Source organism: Streptomyces sp. NBC_00887 (assembly GCF_045207585.1).
This window is the reverse complement of sequence record NZ_CP108788.1, coordinates 8,929,879-8,953,688: the sequence shown is the minus strand read 5'-3', so window position 1 is coordinate 8,953,688 and position 23,810 is coordinate 8,929,879. Positions and strand designations below refer to the sequence as shown.

Annotated in this window: 20 protein-coding genes; 13 read left to right on the top strand and 7 right to left on the bottom strand. The window is 70.5% G+C overall.

Annotation, left to right across the window (positions count from 1 at the left end; all coding sequences use genetic code 11):
• Positions 1–242 precede the first annotated feature (242 nt).
• From OG844_RS40890 to OG844_RS40880, 3 genes are all read left to right on the top strand, one after another.
• Entirely contained in the window at positions 243–2,081 is a 1,839-nt protein-coding gene (locus OG844_RS40890) for an ABC transporter transmembrane domain-containing protein (RefSeq protein ID WP_406388295.1), read from the top strand.
• Positions 2,078–3,859, top strand: coding sequence for an ABC transporter ATP-binding protein (locus OG844_RS40885; protein WP_406388296.1), 1,782 nt, complete (start codon positions 2,078–2,080; stop codon positions 3,857–3,859). Before OG844_RS40890 ends, OG844_RS40885 begins: the two co-directional genes overlap by 4 nt.
• Before the next feature lie 145 nt (positions 3,860–4,004).
• The gene (locus OG844_RS40880; RefSeq protein WP_406388298.1) at positions 4,005–5,366 is read left to right on the top strand and encodes an NAD(P)/FAD-dependent oxidoreductase; all 1,362 of its coding nucleotides are present in this window, start codon (positions 4,005–4,007) and stop codon (positions 5,364–5,366) included.
• Positions 5,367–5,429: 63 nt separating this feature from the next.
• Here the strand turns inward: OG844_RS40880 and OG844_RS40875 are convergent, their stop codons facing one another.
• Together OG844_RS40875 and OG844_RS40870 are read right to left on the bottom strand one after the other, a co-directional pair.
• Complete coding sequence (locus tag OG844_RS40875; protein ID WP_406388299.1) at positions 5,430–6,965, bottom strand: ATP-dependent DNA ligase; 1,536 nt, start codon at positions 6,963–6,965, stop codon at positions 5,430–5,432.
• Between the two features lie 55 nt (positions 6,966–7,020).
• On the bottom strand, positions 7,021–7,812 hold the full coding sequence (locus tag OG844_RS40870; RefSeq protein WP_406388300.1) for a metal-dependent hydrolase: 792 nt from the start codon (positions 7,810–7,812) through the stop codon (positions 7,021–7,023).
• A gap of 156 nt (positions 7,813–7,968) precedes the next feature.
• Here OG844_RS40870 and OG844_RS40865 point away from each other — a divergent pair, with 156 nt between their 5' ends.
• Both OG844_RS40865 and OG844_RS40860 read left to right on the top strand, forming a co-directional pair.
• A complete protein-coding gene (locus OG844_RS40865; RefSeq protein ID WP_406388302.1) occupies positions 7,969–10,482 on the top strand; it encodes a DEAD/DEAH box helicase in 2,514 nt (837 codons plus the stop codon).
• 34 nt (positions 10,483–10,516) lie between these two features.
• The gene (locus tag OG844_RS40860; RefSeq protein ID WP_329213498.1) at positions 10,517–11,395 is read left to right on the top strand and encodes an acyl-CoA thioesterase II; all 879 of its coding nucleotides are present in this window, start codon (positions 10,517–10,519) and stop codon (positions 11,393–11,395) included.
• A gap of 14 nt (positions 11,396–11,409) precedes the next feature.
• Here OG844_RS40860 and OG844_RS40855 read toward each other — a convergent pair whose 3' ends face one another.
• Both OG844_RS40855 and OG844_RS40850 read right to left on the bottom strand, forming a co-directional pair.
• Positions 11,410–11,640, bottom strand: coding sequence for a DUF6011 domain-containing protein (locus tag OG844_RS40855; protein WP_406388304.1), 231 nt, complete (start codon positions 11,638–11,640; stop codon positions 11,410–11,412).
• Positions 11,641–11,694: 54 nt separating this feature from the next.
• The gene (locus tag OG844_RS40850; RefSeq protein ID WP_406388305.1) at positions 11,695–13,509 is read right to left on the bottom strand and encodes a glycoside hydrolase family 15 protein; all 1,815 of its coding nucleotides are present in this window, start codon (positions 13,507–13,509) and stop codon (positions 11,695–11,697) included.
• An 87-nt stretch (positions 13,510–13,596) separates the two neighbouring features.
• Between OG844_RS40850 and OG844_RS40845 the strand changes: the two genes are divergently transcribed.
• From OG844_RS40845 to OG844_RS40835, 3 genes are all read left to right on the top strand, one after another.
• Positions 13,597–14,550, top strand: a complete 954-nt coding sequence (locus OG844_RS40845) for a DUF389 domain-containing protein (RefSeq protein ID WP_406388306.1) — start codon at positions 13,597–13,599, stop codon at positions 14,548–14,550.
• A 116-nt stretch (positions 14,551–14,666) separates the two neighbouring features.
• The gene (locus OG844_RS40840; protein ID WP_406388308.1) at positions 14,667–16,097 is read left to right on the top strand and encodes a DUF2252 domain-containing protein; all 1,431 of its coding nucleotides are present in this window, start codon (positions 14,667–14,669) and stop codon (positions 16,095–16,097) included.
• A gap of 129 nt (positions 16,098–16,226) precedes the next feature.
• Positions 16,227–17,558 carry a chloride channel protein gene (locus OG844_RS40835; protein WP_406388309.1) on the top strand — a complete coding sequence of 444 codons (1,332 nt, stop codon included), beginning with the start codon at positions 16,227–16,229 and terminating at the stop codon, positions 17,556–17,558.
• Here the strand turns inward: OG844_RS40835 and OG844_RS40830 are convergent.
• Positions 17,515–17,946 (bottom strand): hypothetical protein, encoded by a 432-nt coding sequence (locus OG844_RS40830; protein WP_329213486.1) that lies wholly within the window; start codon positions 17,944–17,946, stop codon positions 17,515–17,517. The two genes, OG844_RS40835 and OG844_RS40830, sit on opposite strands and share 44 nt — an antisense overlap.
• A gap of 148 nt (positions 17,947–18,094) precedes the next feature.
• On the opposite strand from OG844_RS40830, the gene OG844_RS40825 reads away from it, so the two are divergent.
• Genes OG844_RS40825 through OG844_RS40815 form a run of 3 tightly spaced genes read left to right on the top strand, consistent with a single transcriptional unit; the run spans position 18,095 to position 19,756 of the window.
• Positions 18,095–18,670, top strand: a complete 576-nt coding sequence (locus OG844_RS40825) for a helix-turn-helix domain-containing protein (RefSeq protein WP_406388311.1) — start codon at positions 18,095–18,097, stop codon at positions 18,668–18,670.
• Positions 18,671–18,689: 19 nt separating this feature from the next.
• Complete coding sequence (locus OG844_RS40820) at positions 18,690–19,232, top strand: GNAT family N-acetyltransferase (protein WP_406388312.1); 543 nt, start codon at positions 18,690–18,692, stop codon at positions 19,230–19,232.
• Between the two features lie 32 nt (positions 19,233–19,264).
• Entirely contained in the window at positions 19,265–19,756 is a 492-nt protein-coding gene (locus tag OG844_RS40815; protein ID WP_406388314.1) for a glutathione peroxidase, read from the top strand.
• Positions 19,757–19,817: 61 nt separating this feature from the next.
• On the opposite strand, the gene OG844_RS40810 is transcribed toward OG844_RS40815, so the two are convergent.
• Positions 19,818–21,044, bottom strand: a complete 1,227-nt coding sequence (locus OG844_RS40810) for an acyl-CoA dehydrogenase family protein (RefSeq protein ID WP_406388315.1) — start codon at positions 21,042–21,044, stop codon at positions 19,818–19,820.
• Positions 21,045–21,221: 177 nt separating this feature from the next.
• Here OG844_RS40810 and OG844_RS40805 point away from each other — a divergent pair, with 177 nt between their 5' ends.
• On the top strand, positions 21,222–21,872 hold the full coding sequence (locus OG844_RS40805) for a TetR family transcriptional regulator (RefSeq protein WP_383175739.1): 651 nt from the start codon (positions 21,222–21,224) through the stop codon (positions 21,870–21,872).
• Positions 21,873–21,892: 20 nt separating this feature from the next.
• Here OG844_RS40805 and def read toward each other — a convergent pair whose 3' ends face one another.
• The gene (gene def, locus OG844_RS40800; protein WP_406388317.1) at positions 21,893–22,438 is read right to left on the bottom strand and encodes a peptide deformylase; all 546 of its coding nucleotides are present in this window, start codon (positions 22,436–22,438) and stop codon (positions 21,893–21,895) included.
• Positions 22,439–22,552: 114 nt separating this feature from the next.
• On the opposite strand from def, the gene OG844_RS40795 reads away from it, so the two are divergent.
• Positions 22,553–23,791, top strand: coding sequence for a MurT ligase domain-containing protein (locus OG844_RS40795; protein WP_329213472.1), 1,239 nt, complete (start codon positions 22,553–22,555; stop codon positions 23,789–23,791).
• Positions 23,792–23,810: the final 19 nt, after the last annotated feature.

The following is a 23,810-nucleotide window of genomic DNA, read 5'->3' as shown; positions in this document are numbered from 1 at the left end:
ACGGCGCGGAGCCCCGCCGCAGGTGCCCGGTACCTGACGGGTCGGACCTGTGTCGGACCTGTGCGGACCGGGCCGGCCTCGCGCCCTGCGTCCCGCTCCGCCGCCCTCGGCTGCCGGCCGCCGTATCCACCAATAATCGCTTGCTTCGGACCGGGGCATGACGCGAACCTTGCACGGTTTGGTCACCTACTGTTCCACGAGATCCGTCACGGATCTCTGCCCCTTCCGATCTTTGGAACGTCATGCAGATTCGCGATCTTCCGTATTCGGATCCCGGCGACCCCGATGTCCGTTCAGGCCCACGTTTTCTGTTCTGGCTCGGGCGCAACCAGCTCACCGGCCAGCTCAAATCCCTCTCCTGGGGGCTGCTGCACCAGTGCGCGATCGCCGGGCTGCCGCTCGCCGTGGGAGTCGCGGTCCAGGCCGTCGTCGAACGTTCCGGCCGGGACCTCGCGCTGGCCGGAGCACTCATCGTGGCCCTCGGCATCCTCATCGCCGTGGGCGACACCATGCTCCACCGCACAGCGGTCACCAACTGGATCACCGCGGCGGCCAGGGTCCAGCAGTTGCTGGCCCGTAAGACCGCCGAGCTCGGCTCGGCGCTGACCCGGCGGGTCGCGGCGGGAGAAGTCGTCGCCGTCTCCACCGGGGACGTCGAGAAGATCGGCTGGTTCGTCGAGGCGCTGTCGCGCTTCGCCGCCGCCGCCACCGCCCTCGTACTCATCAGCATCGGGCTCATCGTCTACCTGCCCTCGCTGGGCGTGCTGGTCGCGATCGCCATGCCTGTCCTGGCGCTCGCCGTCCTGCCGCTGCTCCCCCGCGCCACCCGGCGGGCGGATCTCCAGCGTGAGAAGGCGGGCAAGGCGACCGAACTGGCCTCCGACACCGTCGCCGGCCTGCGGGTGCTGCGTGGCATCGGCGGCGAGGAGCTCTTCCTGGCCCGCTACCGACGTGCCTCGCAGGAAGTCCGCAAGGCCGCCGTGCGCAGTGCGCGGATGTGGGCGCTGATCTCGGCGATCCAGGTGCTTCTGCCCGGAATCCTGCTCATCTCGCTGGTCTGGTACGGGGCGACGCTGGCCCGGGACGGCCGGATCGACGTCGGCCAGCTGGTCACCGTGTACAGCGCGGCGACGCTGATGCTCTTCCCTCTCCGGCACTTCGAGGAGATCGCCATGGCGTACTCCTTCTCGCGGCCGTCGGCGCAGCGTGCGGTCCGGGTCCTGTCGCTGCGGCGCAGTGCGCAGCCCTCGACGATCGACGCCATGTCACCCGAGGGCGATCTGTACGACCCGGTGAGCGGACTGATGGCGCCGCGCGGCCTGTTCACCGCCGTTGTCTGCGGTGATCCCGACGAGGCGGGCCGGCTGGCCGAGCGGCTCGGCGGGCACGCGGAGACGGACGACGCCTCGGACCCGGAACCCTCGGTGCTCCTGGGCGGTGTGGCTCTGGACGAGCTGCCGCTCGACTCGGCGAGGGCCGCGGTGCTGGTGCAGGACAAGGATCCGGTGCTGCTCTCGGGGACGCTGCGGGAGCTGCTCGACGTGCCGTCGTCGGGCAGGGTCACCGCCGAGGACGCGCTCGCGGCCGCCCACTGCGGTGACGTGCTGGATGCTCTGGCCCAGGCGTCCGTGGACACGGACGGCGACGCGATGCGCACCCGGATCACCGAACGCGGCCGGTCCCTGTCGGGTGGCCAGCGCCAGCGGCTCGCGCTGGCCCGCTCCCTGGTCACCGACCCGGAGGCACTCGTGCTCGACGAGCCGACGTCCGCCGTCGACTCGCACACGGAGGCCCGGGTCGCCGCCGGGATCAAGCAACTGCGCCAGGGCCGTACGACCGTCGCGTTCGCCTCGTCGCCGCTGCTCCTGGACCTCGCAGACCGCGTGGTCCTGGTCCACTCGGGCACGGTCGCGGCGGTCGGCGCGCACCGCGAACTGCTGCGGGACGAACCGCGGTACCGGGCGGTCGTCACCCGTGAGACCGACGCGGAGATCGCGGCACCGGCCGTACAGGACGGGCTCGCCGGAATCGGTGCGTCGCAGTCCACCGAAACGAAAGAGGAATTCGAGGAGAGGGCATGATCGGCGTCGCACCCCCCGCATACGACCCGGCCGCACCGCAGTCGGCGACGACCCTGCCGGTCGGCACACCGCTGACCGTACGGTCCTACGTGCGTTCTCTGCTCCGGCGTCACCGGAAGCCGTTCGTGGTGCTCATCGCGGTCAACGCGATCGCGGTGATCGCGTCGATCACCGGGCCGTATCTCCTGGGCGGGCTGGTCGAGGACCTTTCCAACGGCGTCACCGACCTCCATCTGGAGCGCACCGCGGCGGTGTTCGCCCTCGCACTGATCGTGCAGACGGTCTTCACACGGACGATGCGGCTGCGCGGAGCGGTGCTCGGTGAGGAGATGCTGGCCGATCTGCGCGAGGACTTCCTCGTGCGGTCGGTCGGGCTGCCGCCGGGCGTTCTGGAGCGGGCCGGCACCGGCGATCTGCTCTCCAGGATCACGACGGACATCGACCGGCTGGCGAACGCGATGCGGGAGGCCGTGCCGCAACTGGCGATCGGCGTCGTGTGGGCCGGGCTGCTGCTCGGCGCTCTGACGGTCACCGCCCCGCCGCTCGCTCTGGCCGTGCTGATCGCGCTGCCGGTGCTGATCACCGGCTGCCGGTGGTACTTCCGGCGGGCGCCTTCCGCGTACCGCTCGGAGGCCGCCGGGTACGCGGCGGTCGCGGCGATGCTCGCCGAGACCGTGGACGCCGGCCGGACGGTGGAGTCCCATCGGCTGGGAGCGGGCAGGGTCGCGCTCTCCGACCGGCGGGTCAAGGAGTGGGTCTCGTGGGAGCGGTACACGCTGTTCCTGCGCTCGGTGCTGTTCCCCGTCATCAACGCCACGTACGTGACGATTCTCGGGGCGGTGCTGCTGCTCGGCGGCTGGTTCGTGCTGGAGGGCTGGCTCACCGTCGGGCAGCTGACGACGGGCGCGCTGCTGGCACAGATGATGGTCGACCCGATCGGTCTGATCCTTCGTTGGTACGACGAGTTGCAGGTCGCCCAGGTGTCGTTGGCGAGGCTTGTCGGCGTACGGGAGATCGAGCCGGACGCGGGCGACGACGCGGTCGGGCCGGACGGCCGGGAGGTACGGGCCGAGGAAGTGCGATTCGGTTACCGCGCCGGTGTCGACGTCCTGCACGAGGTGTCGCTTGACGTGGCCCCTGGTACGCGTCTCGCCCTGGTCGGGCCGTCCGGTGCGGGCAAGTCCACGCTGGGGCGTCTGCTGGCCGGGATCTACGCGCCCCGGACCGGTGAGGTCACGCTGGGCGGGGCTGAGCTGTCCCGGATGCCGGCGGAGCGGGTACGTACCCATGTGGCTCTGGTGAACCAGGAGCACCACGTGTTCGTGGGCTCGCTCCGGGACAACCTGCTGCTGGCCCGTTCGGGCGCCGAGGACGCGGAGTTGTGGGCCTCGCTCGCGGCGGTCGACGCGGACGGCTGGGCCAAGGCCCTGGCGGACGGCCTGGACGCGGAGGTGGGCTCGGGCGGTCTGGCCCTCACCCCGGCGCAGGCGCAGCAGATCGCGCTGGCCCGCCTGGTGCTGGCGGATCCGCACACCCTGGTGCTGGACGAGGCGACGTCGCTGCTCGACCCTCGGGCGGCCCGGCACCTGGAGCGTTCACTGGCCCGGGTGCTGGACGGCCGGACGGTGATCGCGATCGCGCACCGGCTGCACACGGCGCACGACGCGGATGTGATCGCGGTCGTCGAGGAGGGCCGGATCAGCGAGCTGGGCAGCCACGACGAGCTGGTGGCGGCGGACGGCGCGTACGCGGCGCTGTGGCGGTCCTGGCACGGATGAGCCCGGGGCGGCGGCCGGGGTGACCCTCCGGCCGCCGCCCCACAAGAGGCGGACTGCGGCCCCTCCGGTGAGGATGAGGAGTGACTGGCCCCGGATACGGGGCAGGTGAGCGATGACCGCGTAAGCCCGAGAAGGGACGCACACCGTGGCACGACCCAGGATCCTCGTTGTCGGCGCAGGCTTCGCCGGAGTCGAGTGCGTGCGCCGGCTGGAACGCAGCCTCACCCCCGGTGAGGCGGACATCGCCCTCGTCACGCCGTTCTCGTACCAGCTCTATCTTCCGCTGCTCCCGCAGGTGGCGTCCGGGGTGCTCACCCCCCAGTCGGTCGCCGTCTCCCTGCGCAGGAGCCGGCGCCACCGCACCCGGATCGTGCCGGGCGGCGCCATCGGTGTGGACACGAAGGCGAAGATCTGCGTCATCCGCAAGATCACCGATGAGATCGTGAACGAGCCGTACGACCACCTCGTGCTGGCCGCCGGGAGCGTCACCCGGACGTTCGACATCCCTGGGCTGGTCGACAACGCGCGGGGGATGAAGACGCTGGCCGAGGCCGCCTACATCCGGGACCACGTCATCTCCCAGCTCGACCTGGCCGATGCCAGCCAGGACGAGGCCGAACGGGAGTCCCGGCTGCAGTTCGTGGTGGTGGGCGGCGGATACGCGGGCACGGAGACCGCCGCCTGCCTGCAGCGGCTGACCGCCAACGCCGTCCGGCACTACCCCCGGCTGGACCCGAAGCTGATCAAGTGGCATCTGATCGACATCGCGCCCAAGCTCATGCCCGAGCTCGGCGACAAGCTGGGGCGCACCGCGCTGGAGATCCTGCGCAAGCGCGGCATCGAGGTGTCCCTCGGTGTCTCGGTGGCCGAGGCGGCTCCGGACAAGGTGACCTTCACCGACGGCCGGGTGCTGCCCAGCCGCACGCTCATCTGGACCGCCGGGGTCGCGGCCAGCCCGCTCGTCGCCACCCTCGACGCGGAGACGGTACGCGGCAGGCTCGCGGTGACCCCGGAGATGCAGGTGCCGGGCGTGGACGGGGTGTTCGCCCTGGGCGACTCGGCGGCGGTGCCCGACCTGGCCACCGGCGACGGAGCGGTCTGCCCTCCCACCGCGCAGCACGCCATACGGCAGGGGCGGGTGCTGGCGGACAACCTCATCGCTTCGCTGCGCGGCCGTCCGCTGCAGCCGTACGTCCACAAGGACCTCGGTCTCGTCGTGGACCTCGGCGGCCGGGACGCGGTGTCCAAGCCGCTGGGCATCGAGCTGAAGGGCATGCCCGCCCAGTTGGTGGCACGCGGCTACCACTGGTCGGGGCTGAGGACCAATGTCGCCAAGACCCGGGTCCTGACGAACTGGATGCTGAACGCGATCGCGGGGGACGACTTCGTACGGACCGGATTCCAGGCCCGCAAGCCCGCCACCCTGCGCGACTTCGAGTACACCGACGCCTACCTCACGCCGGAACAGCTCCGCGCGCACACCGCGTCGACGGGCACCCGCGGCTGATCAGCGGTCAGGCGCGGGCCCCCGCCGCACCGGTGGGGGCCGCGCTCGCGTCCGGCGCCGGGTTCAGATCCGTCGGCCGAGCACCGTGTCGACCGTGTCCGCCTCCTGCGGCGACTTGTCCTCGCGGTAGCGCAGCACCCGGGCGAACCGCAGGGTGACGCCCGCCGGGTAGCGGGTGGAACTCTGGAGTCCGTCGTAGGCGATCTCGACGACGAGCTCCGGCCGCACGGTGACGACGTGTCCGTCGTCGCCGGTGGACAGTTCCCGGAGGCGTTCGGTCTGCCAGGCGAGCATCTTGTCCGTGAGGCCTTTGAAGGTCTTGCCGAGCATGGCGAAGGTGCCGTCCTGCCGCCTCGCTCCCAGATGGAGGTTGGACAGTTTTCCGGTGCGTCTGCCGTGCCCCCACTCGGCCGCCAGGACCACGAGGTCGAGGGTGTGCACAGGCTTCACCTTCAGCCAGGAGGCGCCCCGTCGGCCCGCGCTGTAGGGCGCGGTCAGTCCCTTGACCACCACGCCTTCGTGGCCGTGCGCCAGGGTGGTCTCGAAGAACGCCACCGCGCCCCCGCGTGCCGCTTCGTCCCCGGGGTCCGTCACGAGGAAGCGCCGCACCCGCATCGGTTCCGGGACAAGGGCGGCCAGCTCCGTGTGCCGTTCGGTGAGGGGGAGGTCCAGCAGTTCGCGCCCGTCGACGGAGAGCACGTCGAAGAAGACGGCGACCACGGGGACCTCGGCAGCCGCTGTGACGACGTCCCGCCGGGATCCGACCCGGCCGGCGGTCTCCTGGAAGGGCCGCGGTCTGCCGTCGGGCCCGAGAGCGATCACCTCGCCGTCGAGGACGAACCGGTCGCCTCCGAAGCCGGCCACCGCCGTGACCAGCTCGGGAAGCCTGTCGGTGATGTCGTCGAGGGTGCGGGTGTGGACCTGCACCCGCGCCCCGTCTCGGTGCACCTGTACGCGAATGCCGTCGAGCTTCTCCTCGACGGCGCACGGCCCCAGCTTGTCGATGGCTTCGGTGACCGAGCGCGCGGTGTGAGCGAGCATCGGCAGGACCGGCCGGCCGACAGTGAGTCCGAAGGCCGGGAGAGCCCCGGGGCCGTCCGCGAGCAGCGCGCGGGCGACCGCCTCCAGTGATCCGGCGAGCATGACGGCGCGGCGCACCTCTGCGGGCACCGCGCCGGTGGCACCGGCCAGGGCGTCGATGGCGACGGCGTCGAGTGCCCCCTGGCGCACCTCACCGGTGAGCAGCCCGCGCAGAAGATGCTGCTCGTCGGCGGTGGCGGCGCCGAACAGCCGCTGGAGGCGCTCCTTGCGCGCGGCCTGCGAGCCCGGACCGGTCAGGGCCCCGATCGCCGTCAGTTCCGCGTCGACGTCCGTCGCCGTCAGCGTCGCCGTGTCCGCGGGCGCCACGGGATCGCCCAGGGTGCTCCACCCGATGCCGAGCCGCCCCTGTGGGAGGCGGCCGGCGAGGTACGGGATGACCACGGGGACGTCGTCGGGACCGGCCTCCCGGAACAGTCCGGCGAGCAGGGCGACCTTCCGGGTCCGTGCCGATGTCGCGGCGACCTCGAGGGACACGTGGGCGAGCCGGGCGAGCAGCATGGGGTCATGGTGCTACGGCTCGGTGCGCACCGCCCCCGGAACGGGCGCGCGGCGGTCAGATGAAGTTGAGCGCCGCGGCCGCGCCCACTCCCCCGAGCACCATGAACGCGGGCATCAGCACCTTGATCTCCACCCAGCTGCCGGCCCGGAAGCGCATGAACTTCGGGGGTCCGAGTGGGTACCACCGCTTGCGGCCGAGCGGGATCGGCCACAGGATCGGGCAGCCCGAGACGGTGAGCGCGTCGCCGACGCAGTGGACGAGGGACCCGAGCACGATCGGCAGGCCCAGCCACAGGTACTCCTGGCCGGGCTCGGCGAACAGCCAGTCCGAACCGTGGCCCGGCTTGTCGAGCACCCCGGCCAGGATCCACGCGCTGGTCGCGCCGAGCATCCAGACGAGGACGTCGCTGGACATGCGCGCGGCCCGCCACAGCAGGCCCTCGACGGCGAGCACGAGATGGACGAAGAGAATCGCCAGGACCGCCCACCGGCCGCCGGTGATCGCCGCGAGAGAGGCGCCCCCGCCCATCAGCACCGCCCACAGCCAGGTATGGGTGAGGGTTCGGTGTCCGCCCGTCCTGCGCGGGTCGCCGGCTCCCTTGGTCGCCTTGTAGACGGCGTACGAGAGTTTGTCGACGATCTCGCACACGCCCTTGGAGATCGGGCCGAAGGCACGCGAGATCGTGGCGGACTTGTGGTCGAGGTCGGGGGCGAGCGCGGCGCCCGCGCAGATCAGTGCCCCCACGACGAGGACCGGCCAGGGCATCGTGTGGCCCGCGGCGGCGGCCGCGGCGCCCACCCCCAGCCAGGCGGCTGCCCCTGACAGAGAGTGTGCCGGTCCCATCATGGCTGTTTCCGCCCCCATCGTGATTCGGCCGTGCGGCACGGCCGGGCCGCCATTGCCTGTGCGCTGCGGCCGAGTTGAGTGGGCAGCGTATCGTCCGTGATCTTCGGTCGGTCCTCCGGTTCCCGCATCCGGGCACAAGGCAGGCAAGATGGGGGCGTGACCCTTATCGATCAGCTGCCCCCGACCGCCGACCCGGACGCCCTCTTCGAGGCCTTCTCGTCATGGACCGAATCGCAGGGCATCACCCTCTATCCGGCTCAGGAGGAGGCGCTGATCGAGGTGGTCTCCGGGGCGAATGTGATCCTTTCCACCCCCACCGGCTCCGGAAAGAGCCTGGTCGCGGCGGGTGCGCACTTCACGGCCCTGGCCCAGGACAAGGTCACGTTCTACACCGCGCCGATCAAGGCGCTGGTCTCGGAGAAGTTCTTCGACCTGTGCAAGATGTTCGGCACGGAGAACGTGGGCATGCTGACCGGCGACGCCTCGGTCAACGCCGACGCCCCGGTGATCTGCTGCACGGCCGAGGTGCTGGCTTCCATCGCGCTGCGTGACGGGAAGTACGCGGACGTCGGCCAGGTCGTGATGGACGAGTTCCACTTCTACGCGGAGCAGGACCGCGGCTGGGCCTGGCAGATCCCGATCCTGGAACTGCCGCAGGCCCAGTTCATCCTGATGTCGGCCACGCTCGGTGACGTCAGGATGTTCGAGGAGGACCTGACCCGCCGCACCGGCCGCCCCACCTCCGTGGTGCGCTCGGCGACGCGTCCGGTCCCGCTCAGTTACGAGTACCGGCTGACGCCGATCACCGAGACGCTCACCGAGCTCCTGGACACCCGGCAGTCGCCGGTCTACATCGTGCACTTCACCCAGGCGGCGGCCGTCGAGCGCGCGCAGTCGCTGATGAGCATCAACATGTGCACGAAGGAGGAGAAGGAGAAGATCGCCGATCTGATCGGCAACTTCCGTTTCACCACCAAGTTCGGCCAGAACCTCTCCCGTTACGTACGGCACGGCATCGGGGTGCACCACGCGGGCATGCTCCCCAAGTACCGCCGCCTGGTCGAGAAGCTCGCGCAGGCGGGCCTGCTGAAGGTGATCTGCGGTACGGACACACTCGGTGTCGGCGTCAACGTCCCGATCCGCACGGTGCTGTTCACCGCCCTCACCAAGTACGACGGCACCCGGGTGCGCACGCTGCGCGCCCGCGAGTTCCACCAGATCGCCGGCCGCGCCGGCCGGGCCGGTTTCGACACGGCCGGCTTCGTGGTCGCCCAGGCACCCGAGCACGTCATCGAGAACGAGAAGGCCGTCAAGAAGGCGGGCGACGACCCCAAGAAGAAGCGCAAGGTGGTCCGCAAGAAGGCCCCCGAGGGCTTTGTCGCCTGGTCGGAGACCACCTTCGACAAGCTCATCACCTCCGATCCCGAGCCCCTGACCTCGCGCTTCCGGGTCACGCACACGATGCTGCTCTCGGTGATCGCCCGCCCGGGCAACGCCTTCGAGGCGATGCGGCACCTGCTGGAGGACAACCACGAGCCGCGCCGGGCTCAGCTCCGGCACATCCGGCGGGCCATCGCCATCTACCGCTCGCTGCTCGACGGCGGTGTGGTGGAGCAGCTCGACACCCCGGACGCCGAGGGCCGGATCGTGCGCCTGACCGTCGATCTCCAGCAGGACTTCGCACTGAACCAGCCGCTGTCGACCTTCGCGCTGGCCGCGTTCGACCTGCTGGACGCCGAATCCCCTTCGTACGCCCTGGACATGGTCTCCGTCGTCGAGTCGACGCTCGACGACCCGCGGCAGATCCTCGCCGCCCAGCAGAACAAGGCGCGGGGCGAGGCCGTCGGGCAGATGAAGGCGGACGGCGTCGAGTACGAGGACCGGATGGAGCGGCTCCAGGAGGTCACGTACCCCAAGCCGCTGAGCGAGCTGCTCTGGCACGCGTACGACGTGTACCGCACGAGCCACCCGTGGGTCGGCGACCATCCCGTGTCGCCGAAGTCGGTGATCCGGGACATGTACGAACGGGCCATGACGTTCACGGAGTTCACGTCGAACTACGAGCTGGCCCGTACCGAGGGCATCGTGCTGCGCTATCTGGCGAGTGCGTACAAGGCGCTCGAGCACACCATCCCGGACGACCTGAAGTCCGAGGACCTGGAGGATCTGATCGCCTGGCTCGGCGAGATGGTGCGTCAGGTGGACTCCAGCCTGCTGGACGAGTGGGAGCAGCTGGCGAACCCGGAGGTGGAGACCGCCGAGCAGGCTCAGGAGCGGGCCGACGAGGTCAAGCCGGTCACCGCCAACGCCCGCGCCTTCCGGGTCCTGGTGCGCAACGCGATGTTCCGCCGGGTGGAGCTGGCCGCCCTGGACCGGGTCCGCGACCTGGGCGAGCTCGACGCCGACTCGGGCTGGGACGAGGACGCCTGGGGCGAGGCGATGGACGGCTACTGGGAAGCGCACGAGGACCTGGGTACGGGTCCGGACGCGCGCGGCCCGAAGCTGCTGAAGATCGACGAGGACCTCGAGCACGGTCTGTGGCGCGTGTGGCAGGCCTTTGCCGACCCGGCGGGTGACCATGACTGGGGTATCCGTGCGGAGGTCGATCTGGCGGCCTCCGACGAGGAGGGCCGTGCGGTTGTCCGCGTCACGGCCGTCGGCCAGCTGTGACGACGCACCGGCTTCGAGAGTGGAGAAGAACCGCATGACGACGAACCCCGCCGAGCGCTTGGTCGATCTTCTCGACCTGGAGCGGATCGAGGTCAACATCTTCCGTGGCCGCAGCCCCGACGAGTCCCTGCAACGGGTCTTCGGCGGTCAGGTCGCGGGACAGGCCCTGGTCGCGGCAGGCCGCACCACGGACGGGGACCGTCCCGTCCACTCGCTGCACGCCTACTTCCTGCGGCCCGGCCGCCCCGGTGTGCCGATCGTGTACGACGTCGAGCGGGTGAGGGACGGCCGGTCCTTCACCACCCGCCGGGTCACGGCCGTCCAGCAGGGCCGGACGATCTTCAATCTGACGGCGTCCTTCCACCGTCCCGAGGAGGCGGGCTTCGAGCATCAGCTGCCGCCCGCCCGTACGGTGCCGGACCCCGACGACCTGCCCACGGTCGCCGACGAGGTGCGCGAGCACCTGGGCGGGCTGCCGGAGGCGCTGGAGCGGATGGCGCGGCGTCAGCCCTTCGACATCCGCTACGTCGACCGGCTGCGCTGGACGCACGAGGAGATCAAGGACGCGGACCCGCGCAGCGCGGTGTGGATGCGCGCGGTGGGCCCGCTGGGCGACGACCCGCTCGTGCACACCTGTGCGCTGACGTACGCGAGCGACATGACGCTGCTGGACGCGGTCCGGATCCCGGTGGAGCCGCTGTGGGGTCCGCGCGGCTTCGACATGGCGTCGCTGGACCACGCCATGTGGTTCCACCGGCCGTTCCGGGCGGACGAGTGGTTCCTGTACGACCAGGAGTCGCCGATCGCCACGGGTGGCCGCGGACTGGCCAGGGGCCGGATCTACGACCGCCAGGGGCAGTTGCTGGTGTCGGTGGTGCAGGAGGGCCTGTTCCGCCGTCTCGACGGCGCGTAGCGCCCACTGCGGGGTCAGATGCCGGGCAGCGTGTCCTGCTCGACGTCGTGACGGCGGGTCCGGATGTCCGGGCCTGCCGGATGCAGTTTGGCGTCGCAGGAGGGGCCGAGTCCGGTGCGGCGTGAGTCCGCGCCGGTGAGGGGGCGTCCGCACAGGCCGCAGCGCACCGTACGGCGGCCCTCGGTCCGGCCGGCTTCGGGCTGCGGTCCGGGGAAGAGTTCAGGGAAGGGCTCGGGGGACTTCACGTACGGATCCTCTCAAGCCAGGGCGGCAGGCACGACCGGTGACCGTGCGACCTGTCAGTCGCGCAGCCGGTCGAGTGCCTCGTCGAGGGTGCGGGCTGCCGTGATGAGGGAGAGGTGGGTGAATGCCTGGGGGAAGTTGCCCAGTTGCTCGCCGGTGGGGCCGATCTCCTCGGCGAACAGGCCGACGTGGTTGGCGTAGGTGAGCATCTTCTCGAACGTGTAGCGGGCCATCCGCAGTCGCCCGGCGCGGGCCAGCGCGTCGACGTAGAGGAATGTGCAGAGGCTGAACGTGCCCTCGGAGCCGCGCAGGCCGTCCGGGGAGGCGGCCGGGTCGTAGCGGTAGACCAGGCTGTCGGAGACGAGGGTGTCGTTCATGGCGTCCAGGGTGGACAGCCAGCTGGGGTCCTTGGGTGCGAGGAATCCCACCCTGGGCATCAGGAGCAGCGAGGCGTCGAGAACGTCCCCCTCGTAGTGCTGGACGTACGCCTTTTCCTGCTCGCTCCAGCCCCGTTCCATGACCTGTTCGAGGATGGAGTCCCTGGCCCGGGTCCACCGGACGGTATCGGCCGGTCTGCTGAACGCGGTCGCGAGCTTCAGCCCGCGGTCGAACGCGGCCCAGCACATCACCCGGCTGTAGGTGAAGTCCTCGCGTCCGCCGCGCGTTTCCCAGATGCCCTCGTCGGGGCCGTCCCAGGAGTCGGCGAGCCAGTCCAGGGTGCGGGAGACCTTCTTCCAGCCGCGGTAGCCCGCCTGGATGCCGACCTCGTGCCCTTCGGAGAGTGCGTAGAGGGCCTCGCCGTAGATGTCGAGCTGCAACTGGTCGGAGGCGGCGTTGCCCAGGCGTACCGGATGGGAACCGCGGTAGCCCTCGAGGTGCGTGAGAATCTCCTCCGCCGGCAGGGGTTCGCCGTCGACGCGGTACATGGTCTGCAGTGCCTCGCCGTCGATGTCCCCGTCCCCGAGGCGGGCGCCCAGCCAGCGGGTGAAAGCGGTCGCCTCCTCGACGAATCCCAGGTCCAGCAGGGCCCGCACCGACAGTGACCCGTCCCTGACCCAGGTGTACCGGTAGTCCCAGTTGCGTTCACCACCGATCTGCTCGGGCAGGCCCATCGTGGCGGCGGCGACCGGTGCGCCGGTGGGGGCGTAGGTGAGGAGCTTCAGGGTGATGGCGGAACGGTTGACCATGTCCGACCAACGGCCCCGGTAACGGGAGGTGCGCAGCCAGTTCTGCCAGAACTCGACGACCTCCCAGAGCTGCTCGTCGGTCCCCTCGACGGTGGGCCGCGGCGGCGCGGGTCCGTCGGGCCCGCAGACGGTGAAGACGGCGACCGCCGACTCGCCCACGCCCAGCGTCACCGTTCCGCGCACATCGTGGCCGTCGCGCTCCAGGGGAAAGCCTGTCCGCAGATGCCCGCTGATCCCCGCAGACCTGAACACGGCTCCCTCCGGGCCGAGTTCGAGCTCATGGGACGCACGCCCGTAGTCGAACCGGGGCCTGCACTCCATCGAGAACCGTACGGTCCCCCGCACCGCGCGCACTTTCCGTACCAGTGTGTGCCGGCCGGTGGCGCCGCCGGAGGTGATCGGCGCCATCCAGTCGAGCACTTCGCCGACTCCGTCGGGCGACATGAAGCGGGTGACCAGCACGGCGGTGTCCGGGTAGTAGAGCTGCTTGCAGGAGCTCTCCGGGCCGTCGGGCGACAGCCGGAAACAGCCGCCCCGGTCGTGGTCGAGCAGTGCGGCGAAGACGCTCGGGGAATCGAACCGGGGGACGGCCAGCCAGTCGACGACGCCCTGCGAGGAGATCAGCGCGCAGGTCTGCAGGTCGCCCACCAGACCGTGGGTGGCTATGGGAGGGTATCGGTCCATGACCGTCCAATCTCCGGCATGTCACTGTCTATGCCACTATCAGCCACCCGGCATCCGGCCGCCCGCCCTGCCTCGTGGGGGCACGGAATGGACATGATCCATGTCCGCGCGGTGAGCCCCCCGGACCGCACCGACCGGGTCGTGGAGCTCCTCGCCGGTGACCCTTACGTCCTGAACCTGATCGTGCAGCGTGGCGCCGCGCGCCACCCCGACGGTGACGCCTTCGCCTGCGATGTGCTGGCGGGGGCGGCGAACGATGTACTGCGGGGCCTGCGGGGACTCGAGATCGACGTGGACGGTTCCGTCGTCATCGAGCCGGTGGACATGGCGTTCTCGGGGCGGGCATCGGAGAACGCGGCCCGCCGCCTCGGGGCACTTGTCAACGCCCCGGTCTGGGCCCAGGTGGAGGCGCGCATCAGGTCCGAGGGGAGGTACCCGCCGAGCTTCTACCTCTACCTGGTCATCGCGGGTCTCATCGGCTCGGTCGGCATCGTCACCAACTCCCAGATCCTGATCGTCGGGGCCATGGTCGTCGGCCCCGAGTACGGCGCTATCGTCGCCGTGGCGCTGGGCATCGACAGGGGCGACCGGACCATGATCCGCGCAGGGCTGGGCGCCCTGTGCACAGGCTTCCTGCTGACGATCGTGGTCACCTTCCTCTTCAGCCTCCTCATCCGCGGCTTCGGTCTTCAGTCGGAGGCTTTCGACCTGGGGCTCCGGCCGGTCTCCGACCTGATCAACACCCCCAACTTCTTCTCCTTCGCCGTCGCCGCCCTCGCCGCTGTCGTCGGCATCGTGTCGCTCACGGAGGCCCGCGCGAGCGCCCTCCTCGGGGTGTTCATCTCAGTCACCACCATTCCGGCCGCTGCGGCCATCAGCGTGTCGACTGCTTTCGCCAGCTGGTCCGAGGCACGGGGTTCCCTCATCCAGCTCCTGGTGAACATCGTGGTGCTCATCGTGGTGGGCGCGGGTGCGCTGCGGTGCCAGCGTGCGATCTGGCGGAGGGTGGGCCGCCGGGCCAGGAAGCGGGGACACGCCTGAGTCCACACGGCGACCCCCGCCGCCGGAACGCGCCGGGCGGGCGGAATCCGTCCGGCCGGGGATGATGGGAGGCAGGGGCCGCCCGCACGGCCCCGCGCGCAGTCAGGAGGGCCGCCATGCCCCAGGAACGCACCTCACCGCTCCGTGCCGTACCGGGCTCGACACCGAAGGAACGGGCCGCGCTCGGCAAGGCAGCCCGCAAGCGGGCTCCCCGGTCGAGCCACCAGGTGTACGAGCCACCGGCGGACCGGCCGGATCCACTGGCCCTCCTGGAGGCCCAGTCGGCGGCCAGGGTGCAGGAGCTCGTCCCGATCCGCTACGGGCGGATGACGGAGTCACCCTTCCGTTTCTACCGGGGCGCCGCGGCCGTCATGGCCTCCGACCTGGCCGGGACGCCCGCCTCGGGAATCAGGGCGCAGCTGTGCGGTGACGCCCATCTGCTGAACTTCAGACTGCTGGCCTCCCCCGAGCGCCATCTGCTGTTCGACATCAACGACTTCGACGAGACTTTGCCGGGTCCCTGGGAGTGGGACGTGAAGCGGCTGGCGGCCAGCCTCGTCATCGCGGGGCGCGCCAACGGCTTCTCGGACAAGGAGCGGGCCCGCATCGTACGGGCCACCGTCCGGTCGTACCGGGAGTCGATGATCCGGTTCGCGGGCATGCGCAATCTCGATGTCTGGTACACGCAGACCGACGAGGGTCGTCTCAAGGCCCTGGCCGCCGACAGACTGGCCTCCCGGGGCCGCAAGCGCATGGCCAGAGCGACGGCCAAGGCCCGCACCCGGGACAGCCTGCAGGCGTTCGACAAACTCACCGAGGTGGTCGGCGGGCAGCTCCGGATCGCCGCGGATCCACCCCTGATCGTGCCGGTCGCGGACTTGCTTCCCGACGCGGAACGCAGCGCGACGGAGAAGCAGTTCCGGACGCTTCTCCGGCGCTACGGCCTCAGCCTTCCTTCGGACCGGCGGTCCCTGCTCGCCGACTTCCGGCCCGTGGACATGGCCCGCAAGGTCGTGGGCGTGGGAAGCGTCGGGACGCGCTGCTGGATCATCCTCCTGCTGGGCAGGGACGGCGGGGATCCGCTCGTCCTCCAGGCCAAGGAGGCCGACTCCTCGGTGCTCGCGGCGCACGCCGGGGCGAGCGCCTACCGGAATCAGGGCGAGCGGGTGGTGGCCGGTCAGCGCCTGATGCAGGCTGCCGGCGACATCTTCCTGGGCTGGGAGCGGGTGGAGGGGTTCGACGGGAAACGCAGGGACTTCTACGTACGCCAGTTGCGCGACTGGAAGGGCATCGCCGAACCGGAGCAGATGGTGCCGCGCGGAATGGCCGCTTTCGGCGAGTTGTGCGGGATGACGCTGGCCCGTGCGCACGCGCGGTCCGGTGACCGGATCGCCATCGCGGCCTACTTGGGCCACGGCGACGGGTTCGACCGGGCGCTGCAGACGTTCGCCGAGCGGTACGCCGACCAGAACGAGCGGGACCACCGGGCACTGGTCGATGCGGTGGCCACGGGCCGTCTTCCCGCGACCGGGGCGGGCACGAAGTAGCGAGACCCGGATTCACCCCACCTCAACAGCGGGTACACCGCGGACATAGCGGGACATCGTGGTATCACGTGAGGAGCCCGGCGGGGCAGGACGAGCCGGCCGGGACCCGAAACCGAGGAGACCATGACGATGTCGGCCGCACCGGTCGGAACACCCGGCACGGAGTCCCCGGATCCGCGCGCGGTGATCCGCACGCGGAGTTACGCAGTACTTCTGGTCATGGTGGCAATCCTCGGAGTCCCCATCTCCGCCGCGGCGTTCGGGTTCCTGGCGCTCGTCCACGAGCTCCAGAACCTGACCTACAAGGACCTGCCCCACGCACTGGGCTTCGACGATACGCCGACGTGGTGGCCGGTCCCGTTGCTCGCCGTCGCGGGCCTGCTGACGGCACTGAGCATCCGTTACCTCCCGGGAACGGGTGGACACAAGCCGGCCGAGGGCCTGGTGAAATCAGGGGCACCGACGGCCGCGGAACTTCCGGGGGTCGCGCTCGCCGCCCTCGCGTCCCTCGGCCTCGGCGCGGTCCTCGGACCCGAGGCCCCGCTCATCGCCATCGGCGGCGGGCTGGCCGTGTGCGCGGTGCGTCTACTGAAACCCGGCATCGAGCCGAGCGCGAGCGCCATGGTTGCGGCCGCAGGCAGCTTCGCCGCCATCAGCGCCCTCCTGGGATCACCGCTCGCCGGCGCGTTCCTGCTGATGGAGGCGTCCGGCCTCGCCGGGATGATGCTCGGCCTCGTGCTCGTGCCGGGGCTGCTCGCCTCGGGCATCGGGGCGCTCATCTTCGTCGGGCTGGGATCGTGGACCGGGCTGGGGACGTACTCCCTCGCCATCCCGCACGTGCCGCACACGCCCACGCCCACCGTCGCCGAGTTCGGCTGGGCGCTCGCCCTCGGAGTCGCGGCGGCCTTCGCGGGCACGGGCATCAGAAGGCTTGCCCTGCTCCTGCAGGAGTGGGTCGAACAGCGGAGGGTGATCGCCACCGTGGGAACGGGCGTGGCCGTCGGCGTACTCGCGCTCCTGTATGCCGAGAGCACGGGCGGGGACGCGTCCGAGGTGCTGTACTCGGGCCAGGACGCCCTCGGGGGTCTGCTCACCGAGGACGCCGAATATTCGGTCGGAACGCTCCTGGTACTGATCACCTGCAAGGCGCTCGCGTATGCCTTGTCGTTGAGCAGCTTCAGAGGTGGCCCCATCTTCCCGTCGATGTTCCTGGGGGCGGCAGGCGGGCTGGCACTGTCGCACCTGCCCGGCCTGAACGCCACCTCGGGTTTCGCGATGGGACTCGGGGCGATGTGCGTGGCGATGCTCAAGCTGCCGATGACATCGGTACTGCTCGCCACGCTGCTGCTGGGATCCGAGGGCATCACGGTCATGCCGCTCGTGATCGTCTCCGTCGTGGTCTCCTACGTCCTCGTACTCAGGCTCGAGCCTTCTGCGACCCCGAACACAGCGCCCAGATGATGAAGACGTTGATCGCGATGAGCACGATGGACCAGAACGGGTAGTAGGGGAGCCACAGGAAGTTGGCGATGGCCAGGAGTCCGGCCAGCACGACACCGACCGCACGCGCCCAGAGCGCTCCGGTGAACAGGGCGCAGCCGGCGAGAACGACCACGATGCCGAGGATGAGGTGCACCCAGCCCCAGCCGGTCAGGCTGAACTTGAACACGTAGTTGCTCGTGGAGACGAAGAGATCGTCCTTGGCCAGGGCGGCTATCCCCTCGAGGATGGCCATCGCACCGCCGAAGATCATCATCACTGCGGCGAAGACGGTCCAGCCGGACTGAACCTCCTTGTGCGCGTCCGGGGCGTCGTGGCCCGTTCGCGTCCCACTCATGCTTCCAGCCATGTCAGTCTCCTAGGTTCCGCAGCCGATGTGCGGCGCAGGACGCGCCGCACATATGGCTTATGTCGCATTTATCAGACTGACACACCATCACCCGATCGGCACGTAGACCGCCTGACACCTATCTCCGATCAGAGATACAATCCCGCATATGAGAGAACAGGGTGCGCCGGAGTCCGTCGATGCCCGGCTCGCGACCCGGCTGGGCCTGCTCCGCACCGAACGCGGCTGGTCGCTGGACGAGCTGTCCCGCCGCGCCGGCGTGAGCCGCTCGACGCTGTCACGACTGGAGCGCGGCGAGCTGAGTCCCACCACCACCGTGCTCGGACAGCTGTGCACGGTGTACGAGCGGACCATGTCGCGGCTGCTGATGGAGGTGGAGGCGGAGCCGCCAGGACTCGTGCCCGCCGCACAGCAGCCGGTGTGGCGGGACGAGCGCGCCGGATTCGTGCGCCGTTCCGTGTCGCCGCCGCACGCCGGCCTGCGTGCCGAGGTCATCGAGGGCGCGCTCGCCGCGGGCTCCGTCGTCACGTACGAGAATCCGCCCGTGCCCGGCGTGGAGCAGCACATCTGGGTACTCGAGGGGACGGTCGAGATCACCGTCGAAGGCACGGCGCACACCGTCGGCCCCGGAGACTGCCTGCGCTTCCGGCTGCACGGCCCCTCGCAGTTCCACTGCCCCGGCCCCGACCGGGTCCGCTACGCCCTGATGATCGTCCTGCCGTGAATGTGAAAGGACCTGTCGCATGACCGAGATCGTCTCCGTGTCCGGCCCCGAACTGGTCACGTACGCCGACGAGTTGGCTGCCCTGCTGGTCGAGACCGTGGAGGGCGGATCCTCGGTGGGCTTCCTGGCACCGCTGGACCGCGGGGCTGCCGCCACCTGGTGGCGGGAGCGGGCGGCCTCCGTCGAGACGGGCTGCCATCAGGTGTGGATCGCCCGTGACGGGGAACGGGTGGCCGGCACGATCGGGCTGGTCAGGCCCGCGCTGCCCAATGCCGGGCACCGCGCGGAGGTCGCCAAGCTGATGGTGCGGCCCTCCTCCCGCGGCCGAGGAGTCGGCCGCGCCCTGCTCACGGCGGTCGAGCGGTCGGCCGCCACCGAGGGGCTCTCCCTGCTGATCCTCGACACCGAGACCGGCAGTCCCGCCGAAGGGCTCTACCGCTCGGCGGGCTGGACGGAGTGCGGCTCGATCCCCCGGTACGCCATGGACCCCGCCGGCACCCTGCGGGCGACCACCTTCTACTACAAGGCGGTCGGCCCCGCGAATCCCCAGGAGTCACAATGAACAGCGACGCCACGCTATCGAGGAGATACCCCATGACCCTGCACGACATCCCGCTGAGCACCCTCACCGGCGAGCCGACCACGCTGGGGGCCTACGAGGGCTCCGCGGTCCTGCTGGTGAACGTCGCTTCGAAGTGCGGGCTCACCCCGCAGTACGCCGGTCTGGAGCGGCTCCAGAAGGAGTACGGCGACCGCGGGTTCACCGTCCTCGGCGTGCCCTGCAACCAGTTCGCGGGCCAGGAGCCGGGCACGGCTGAGGAGATCCAGACGTTCTGCTCGACGACGTACGGGGTGAGCTTCCCGCTCCTGGCGAAGATCGATGTCAACGGCGAGGACCGGCACCCGCTCTACACGGAGCTCACGAAGGTCGCGGACGCCGAGGGCGCGGCCGGTGACGTCCAGTGGAACTTCGAGAAGTTCCTGATCTCCCCGGCCGGCGAACCGGTCGCCCGGATCCGCCCCCGTACCGAGCCGGACGCGCCCGAGGTCATCGCGGCGATCGAGGCGAACCTGCCGCAGAAGTAGAACGGCTCGCGGGGCCGGACCGTTGCCCGGTCCGGCCCCGCGGTACGTCCGAGGGCCGGCGCTAGCGGATCGGCATCCCCGACAGGGTGCGGGCGATCACCAGGCGCTGGATCTCGCTCGTGCCCTCGAAGATGGTGTAGATCGCCGCGTCACGGTGCATGCGCTCCACCGGGTACTCACGGGTGTAGCCGTTGCCGCCGAGGATCTGGACGGCCTGGGCGGTCACCGACTTCGCCGTCTCGCTCGCGAAGAGCTTCGACATCGATCCCTCGGCCGAGGTGAACGGCTTGCCGGCGCTCGCCATCCAGGAGGCGCGCCAGACCAGCAGCCGGGCCGCGTCGATCTGCGTACGCATGTCGGCCAGCTGGAAGGCGATGCCCTGGTTGTCGATGATGGGGCGGCCGAACTGGGTCCGGGTCTTCGCGTAGTCGAGGGCGACCTCGTAGGCGGCACGGGCGGTGCCGACCGCCATGGCGCCGACGGCCGGGCGGGACGCCTCGAAGGTGGCCATCGCGGCGTTCTTGACGCGCTCCCCGCCGGACTTGGCACGCTCACGGGCCCGGGCGAGGCGCTCGTCGAGCTTCTCCTTGCCGCCGAGCAGGCAGTGCCCGGGGACGCGTGCGTCCTCGAGGACCACCTCGGCGGTGTGCGAGGCGCGGATGCCGTGCTTCTTGAACTTCTGCCCCTGGGAGAGGCCCGGGGTGGCGGGCGGGACGATGAACGAGGCGTGGCCCTTCGAGCCCAGCTCCGGGTCGACGACCGCGACGACGACGTGGACGTTGGCGATACCGCCGTTGGTCGCCCAGGTCTTGGTGCCGTTGAGGATCCACTCGTCCTTGGCCTCGTCGTACACCGCGCGGGTACGCATGGAGCCGACGTCGGAGCCGGCGTCCGGCTCGGAGGAGCAGAAGGCGGCGACCTTCACATCGTTCGCGTCGCCGTACATCTGCGGGATCCAGGTGCCGATCTGCTCCTCGGTGCCGTTGGCGAGGACGCCGACGGCCGCCAGGCCCGTACCGACGATCGACAGGGCGATGCCCGCGTCACCCCAGAAGAGCTCCTCCATAGCCACGGGGATGCCGAGACCCGTAGGGTCGAAGAACTGCTGGGCGTAGAAGTCGAGGGAGTAGATGCCTACCTTGGCCGCCTCCTGGATGACGGGCCAGGGCGTTTCCTCACGCTCGTCCCACTCCGAAGCGGCCGGGCGGATCACTTCCGCGGCGAAGCCGTGGAGCCAGTCCCGGACCTGCTTCTGGTCGTCGTTGAGATCGAGCGTGAACTCGGCCATGTTCCCTCCATGCACTTCAGTGAAAAACATGCGTTACTCGCGGTAACAACAGTCTGTTACCAGCAAGTAGCCACTGTCAACCGGTCACACGCGGATCCGCGCCCGGCAGGTCATGGTGTTACGTTGCCCGGGCGTCAAGAGATCGCATGACAGCTGGCCGGGGCGGGGAGATACGACATGGAGACCACACGAGGGGCCGAGCGACAGCGGACGGCGGCCGAACGCCGGCGCCGGGAGCTGCTCGAAGCGGCGGACCGCGTGGTGCTCAGGGACGGGCCGAAGGCGTCGATGAACGCGATCGCGGCGGAGGCCGGGATCACCAAGCCCATCCTCTACCGGCACTTCGGCGACAAGGGCGGCCTCTACCGCGCGCTCGGCAAGCGCCACACGGACGCACTGCTGAGTGCCCTGCGGGCCGCGCTCGACGCCCCCTCCGAGCGGCGCGAGCGGGTCGAGGCGACTCTGGACACCTATCTCGCAGCGATCGAGGCCCGCCCCCAGGTCTACCGCTTCCTGATGCACCCGTCCGACGACGCGGCACCTTCTCCCGAGCAGGGCTTCGACGTGGGCCGGCACTCCGCCCCGCTGCTGCGCCGCCTCGGCGAGGAGCTCGGCAAGGTGATCGCCGAACGGGTCGACCTCGGCCCGGACAGCGAACAGATGGCCCGCATCTGGGGCCACGGCATCGTCGGCATGATGCATGCGGCCGGCGACTGGTGGCTCGGCGACCGCCCGTGCTCGCGCGAACAGCTCGTACGCAGCCTCGCCGACCTGCTCTGGGGCAGGCTGGCCGAGGCCGGCGACCTGCCGGGCGGCCAGGGCTTCTGAACCGCCTTCCACTTGAGGAGTCAGTCCGTCCGCCCCCACGGCGCCCGCCGGGCCGCGCGCAGCGCCCTGGCGCGGCGCAGTCCGGTCAGCCGGTCGGTGTAGACCCTGCCGTCCAGGTGGTCGCACTCGTGCTGGAGGCAGCGGGCGAACCAGCCGGTACCGGTGACCCGTACCGGCTCGCCCGTCATGGACCTGCCCTCGACCACCGCACGGTCGAAGCGCTGGGTGCCGGCTTCGAGGCCGGGAAGTGAAAGGCACCCCTCCGGTCCGCGTACGGTGATGCCGTCCGCCTCGACGAGCACCGGATTGACGAGATGTCCCAGATGTCGGACTTCTTCGTCGTCCGGGCAGTCGTAGACGAACACCTTCAACGGGACGCCGATCTGGTTCGCGGCGAGCCCGACCCCCTGCGCCGCGTACATGGTGGCGAACATGTCCTCGACCAGCCGGGCGAGCGAGGGCCCGAAGTCGGTGACTTCCTCGCACGGTCGGTGGAGCACCGGGTCGCCGAGCAGACTCAGGGCGCGAACGAGTCCGGAACTGCCGGGGATCGGGCGGTTTCGCATGGGGAGAAGCGTACGTTCCACGTGACCTCCACGTTCCCCGTGGTGCCGAGGTGCGGTCGACGCGCCGGACATCGATAGGCTGGGCGCGGACTGATGCAAGGAGGATCTAGGACGATGGCAGGCAACACGGAGCCGTTGTCGCCGCGGGCCAAGCTCGCCGTGACGGCGGGCAAGGCCGCGGCGGCGGTGTCGCGCGCTGCGGGGCGTGGCAGCGGATCGGTGATCGGCGGCCGGGTGGCGCTCAAGCTCGACCCCGACCTGCTGGGGCGGCTGGCGCAGCACCTGGACGTGATCCTCGTGTCCGCGACGAACGGCAAGACGACCACCACCCGGCTGATCGCCGAGGCGCTCCGGGCCGCTGGGCCCGTCGTGTCGAACGCGCTCGGCGCCAACATGCCCGCGGGAATCACCTCCGCGCTGGCCGGCGGATCGGACGCGAAGTACGGCGTGATCGAGGTCGACGAGAAGTATCTCGCCGGCGTCGCACGCGATACGACGCCGAAGGTGATCGCGCTGCTCAACCTCTCCCGCGACCAGCTGGACCGCGCCGCGGAGACCCGGATGCTGGCCGAGAAGTGGCGTGAGGGCCTCTCCGGCTCGAAGGCCGTGATCGTCGCCAACGCGGACGACCCGCTGATCGTCTGGGCGGCGTCCTCCTCCCCCAACGTGGTGTGGGTCGCGGCCGGACAGGCGTGGAAGGACGACGCCTGGTCCTGCCCGTCCTGCGGCGGTGTGATGCAGCGCCCCGGCGACGACTGGTTCTGCGGCGAGTGCGGCTTCCGCCGCCCCGCCCCCAGCTGGGCGCTCAACGGCGACTACGTCCTGGACCCGCACGGCTCCGCATGGCCGATCCACCTTCAGCTGCCGGGCCGGGCCAACAAGGCGAACGCCACCAGTTCGGCCGCGGTCGCCGCGGTCTTCGGTGTGCCGCCGCAGGTCGCCCTGGAGCGGATGTACCAGGTGCAGGCCGTTGCGGGACGCTACGACGTCGTGACCTTCCTCGGCCGCGAGCTGCGCCTCCTGCTGGCGAAGAACCCGGCGGGCTGGCTCGAGACGTTCTCCCTGATCGACCCCCCGCCCACCCCGGTGATCCTCTCGGTGAACGCCCGAGGGGCGGACGGCACGGACACCTCCTGGCTGTGGGACGTCGACTACACCCAGCTGTACGGCCACCCGATCTTCGTACTCGGTGACCGCAAGCTGGACCTCGCGGTGCGGCTCGAGGTCGCCGGACTGGACTTCCGCGTCTGCGAGACCCTGGACGAGGCCGTCCAGATGGCTCCGCCCGGCCGCATCGAGGTCATCGCCAACTACACCGCCTTCCAGGATCTGCGCCGTCGTGTCGGCAACTGACCCCGGCGCGGGCCACCCC